The 3,907-nt window shown below is 58.3% G+C and carries 4 protein-coding genes and 1 pseudogene; 1 reads left to right on the forward strand and 4 read right to left on the reverse strand.

From position 1 onward, the window contains the following. Positions 1 to 127 precede the first annotated feature (127 nt). The 3 genes from C2R25_RS17295 to C2R25_RS17305 form a co-directional block, all read right to left on the reverse strand. Positions 128 to 835, reverse strand: a complete 708-nt coding sequence (locus tag C2R25_RS17295; RefSeq protein ID WP_233204110.1) for an outer membrane protein — start codon at positions 833 to 835, stop codon at positions 128 to 130. Between the two features lie 452 nt (positions 836 to 1,287). Next, positions 1,288 to 2,043, reverse strand: a complete 756-nt coding sequence (locus tag C2R25_RS17300; RefSeq protein ID WP_103730404.1) for an alpha/beta fold hydrolase — start codon at positions 2,041 to 2,043, stop codon at positions 1,288 to 1,290. Positions 2,044 to 2,104: 61 nt separating this feature from the next. Continuing rightward, a complete protein-coding gene (locus C2R25_RS17305; protein WP_103730405.1) occupies positions 2,105 to 2,548 on the reverse strand; it encodes a DoxX family protein in 444 nt (147 codons plus the stop codon). A 234-nt stretch (positions 2,549 to 2,782) separates the two neighbouring features. Between C2R25_RS17305 and C2R25_RS17310 the strand changes: the two genes are divergently transcribed. Next, complete coding sequence (locus C2R25_RS17310; RefSeq protein ID WP_103730406.1) at positions 2,783 to 3,517, forward strand: SDR family oxidoreductase; 735 nt, start codon at positions 2,783 to 2,785, stop codon at positions 3,515 to 3,517. 278 nt (positions 3,518 to 3,795) lie between these two features. Here the strand turns inward: C2R25_RS17310 and C2R25_RS17320 are convergent. Next, positions 3,796 to 3,907 (reverse strand): annotated as a pseudogene (locus C2R25_RS17320) (IS5/IS1182 family transposase); the annotation flags it as partial.

The raw sequence follows: 3,907 nt of genomic DNA on the forward strand, positions 1-3,907 counted from the left end.
TCGATGATGAGCCATTCCTTGTCCGTCAGTTCATATCGCCGCCGCGTCATACGCCCTCCGTTTCCGAAGGAAGCCTGAATCACGCCACCGCTGCCAGCTCAACCCGATTTATGAGTTTGCCCCCTAGTTAAAAGCGATATGTTGCGCCAAGGAGCATCTGGTGCCGATCCCAGGACCCGCGACCCTCGCTCAGATCTGAATATCGATACTCAAGGCGAGCGGAGATGTTCTGCGTGATTGCGTGCTCGACGCCGCCGCCGAGCATCCAGGCATCGCGGTTGTCCTTGCCGCTGCGACTTCCCGAAGCTCCAGTCAGCCGCACGTTCGCACGAACATTCGAATATCCGCCGCGGACGTACAGGAGGGTGTTTTCCTGGACCAGGTAACCGGCTCGAGCGCTGACATCGATTGAGTATTTCGGATCGAGAACAAGGGCACTACCTGCAGCGGCGCCAGACAGCGCGTCATCGGCGCCTACAATGAACCCCGCTTCGGCGCCGATCACCACCTTGGGCGCAATCTTGTAATCGTAGCCGACAAACGCGCCACCGATGAAGGCGTCGTGCTCATTGGATGGGTTCACTCGGCCGACCGAGGTGCCGACGCTGCCGGCCTCGTCGTGATTCCAGCCAATTTGTGCACCGCCAAAGGGGCCGTTGAACGTTTCGGCAGAGGCTGCAGCCGAAACGCTCGACGCAGCGAGCAGAGCAGCGGACGCAATGATAAGCTTCTTCATGAAATAATATCCTTTTAAAATGCTGCGTATGCAGACTTGGTTGCTGGAAGCAGGGCGCGCGCCAGCGCGTCCGCAAACAGCGGTTGCTTCTGGGCACATGGGTTGATGGGGGACTTCCGAGCTTCTCTTGCTATGCAGAGCCGGAGCCGCTTTCACCGACCGCCAAATTCGCGGAGTTCGGCAATCATGAATTCAAGGGAGTAGGTAATTTGGGTCGCTTGCCCGGCATTGAAGCCGCACAGCGTCAGAAGAACAGGCATCCATTTCATTGAAGCCCCCTATTTCGTGAGACCAGCGTGCTGCTTTGGAGCGTGTCAGGGCTGAGGCCGCATACCAGAGGCTTTCGGATCAAAGCTACGTCATGGCTCACCTCTTGATTTCTGTTCATGATGTCATCCTCCGAAGCCAACGGACACGTCCATCCTCGGCTGTATGTGGACGGAATAGGGGGCAATGTTCAGGGAAATAATCGCGCCGTTCGCGCTAAGGTTTTTTAGCGAAGCCACATAGTGGCGCTACAAATCAGGCATCCTAGCGGGCACGATAGCCAGTCAGAAATCCACCTTCGAGGCCTTGACGACGACATCGGCCACCTCGCGGGGTTTCGAAATTTGGATCAAGTGACTTCCTGGAAACTCGACGGCCACCGTATGCGAGCGGCGGTAGAGAGTTCGCAGCATCTCAGGGGAAAGCGTGCGATCATTCTGTGCGACGATGCCGAAGCTCGGTTTTGCGTGCCATGCTGCCGCCGGCACCTTCGCGGAAAAGCTGCTTACTGCGGTAGGGCGCTGAGAAGCAGCAAGATAGCGTGCTTCGTCGGCAGACAAATCGTCAGCCACGTCATGTTTGAACATGGCGGGATCGACGATCAGCGACATCTCGTCGACCATCAGCACATGGCTTGGGAGCGGCCATCTGGCATTGAGTTCACCGACAGATTCACCTGCGTCGGGTTGAATGGCCGCGACATAGACGAGTGATTTCACCTTTGGATCTTCGCCAGCGACAGTGATGACGGCACCGCCATAAGAATGGCCCACCAGCACTACCGGGCCATTCTGGCGCGCTATGACGGCGCGGGTGGCAGCGATATCAGCGTCCAGACCCGACAGGGGGAGCTGGACGACCGACACGGCGTAATGTTTGCGGACGAGAATGTCGTAGACCTTGCGCCAGCTCGATCCATCCATCGCGGCGCCATGCACTAGGACTACGTTCTGGATGTGGCTCGCGTCCTTGGCGCTGACGGTTGAAGGGCTAGAGGCCATTGCCGCTACGGCCGCCAAGAGAGTGATTGTACGTTTCATAAACCTGGTCCTGTATCGAAGCTGGAATGCTCGGCACGACTCGGCCGTGCCGAGGATATGCTCAGCGGCTCGCCTTGCCATCCAGGCTGAAGCGACCGGCACCGAAAGCCACGATCTGCAGAAGGCCGCCGATGATCGAAATGTTCTTGAAGAAATGGATGAGCTGGTTTTGATCGGCGAGGTTGTTGTGGAAGGCGAGCGCGGCGCCAAGCGTGAACAGGGCCATGACTGCAGCTACCAATCGGGTGCGATAGCCTGCGAGGAGAGCGACGCTGCCGAGGATCTCGACCAAAACAGCCAGGCCGAAGCCGACCGAGGGAAGGGGAAGGCCGACGCTTTCAATCATGCCAATGGTTGCGGCAGGGGCGGCCACCTTGGACACGCCCGAAAGCAGGAAGAGCGGAGCGATCAGTACGCGGCCGGCGAGGGCAGCATAGGAAGCGCCAATGGCGTTCGTGTTTGCGCCCGAGAAGGTCTGGGCGGGGCTGACAGTTGCAGTATACATTCGATGTCTCCTTCGTCTGGTTCAGCCGGTCACCGCGACGGCTGCTGAGGCCCAAATGGCATCGCACAGCTGCTCAAAATAGACGAATAGGATCGACGCTTAGGATCGAGAAAATCGACTAGATGGAAGGAATATGCGTGTCCCGCTAACAAAGCTTGACGTTTTCCATGTGATTATCGGTGACCGTCCGAAGGGATACATCCGCTTCACCAACCAAGTGAAAGGATTGATTCCATGCAGAATCTCAATGGCAAGGTCGTACTGATCACCGGCGCAAGCAGCGGTATCGGTGAAGCCACAGCCCGCACTCTTGCCGAAGCAGGAGCCACGGTTGTGCTGGGCGCACGCCGCACGGAGCGTCTTGCAAAGCTGGTCCGGGAAATCGAAGCCGCCGGCGGCAAGGCATTGGCGAAAGCGCTGGATGTCACGGATCAGGCTGAAGTTGCAGCATTTGCCGAAGAGGCACGGGGCCGGTTCGGCAGGATCGACGTGATCGTCAACAATGCTGGCGTCATGCCGCTGTCTCCGATGGCCGCTCTGAAGGTCGACGAATGGGACCGGATGGTTGACGTCAACATCAAGGGAACGCTCTACGGCATCGCCGCTGTGCTCCCCGTCATGAATGAACAGGGCTTCGGTCACGTGATCAACATCGCCTCGACGGGCGGTCACGTCGTCTCTCCGACTGCAGCGGTATACTGTGCGACCAAATTCGCGGTGCGGGCGATCTCCGAAGGTCTACGCCAGGAAAACGACAAGATTCGCGTGACGGTGATCAGCCCGGGTGTGACCGAATCTGAACTGGCCGACTCGATCTCCGATCCCAAGGGGCGTGAGGAGATGAAGGAATATCGCAAGGTCGCGATCAGCCCGTTCGCCATCGCCAAGGCAGTCCGCTTTGCCGTCGAGCAGCCTGCGGACGTCGACACCACCGAGATGATCGTTCGCCCGACCGCGTCCGCACTCTGACCAATCGCAACCAACAACACGCGTAAAGCGCGGGCTCTATGAGCCGGCGTGCGATGAAATCGAGGAGTTTTCCAAAATGAAAAAGACAGTCCTCATCTCTGGGTCCGGTTCAGGCATGGGACTTCTGACGGCCCAAACCCTGATCAAAGAAGGTTATGCCGTTAATGCAGGTGTTCGCGACCCGCACGGACGCAGCAGCGCGCGGCGAGAAGCTCTGGAAGCTTTCGCTCGAGAATGCGGCGGGACCGTAAAGGTTGTCGACCTAGGGCGTGGACTCATTACGCATTGCACCACAGCCTGACGCATATGAGCTTGATGGCCGCGAGATAGTTGGCAGCATCCTTGTCATATCGGGTGGCGATGCCCCGGAACTGCTTGATCCGATTGAAG

The sequence above is a fragment of the Novosphingobium sp. HII-3 genome (assembly GCF_002916655.1).
GTDB classification, from domain to species: domain Bacteria; phylum Pseudomonadota; class Alphaproteobacteria; order Sphingomonadales; family Sphingomonadaceae; genus Novosphingobium; species Novosphingobium panipatense.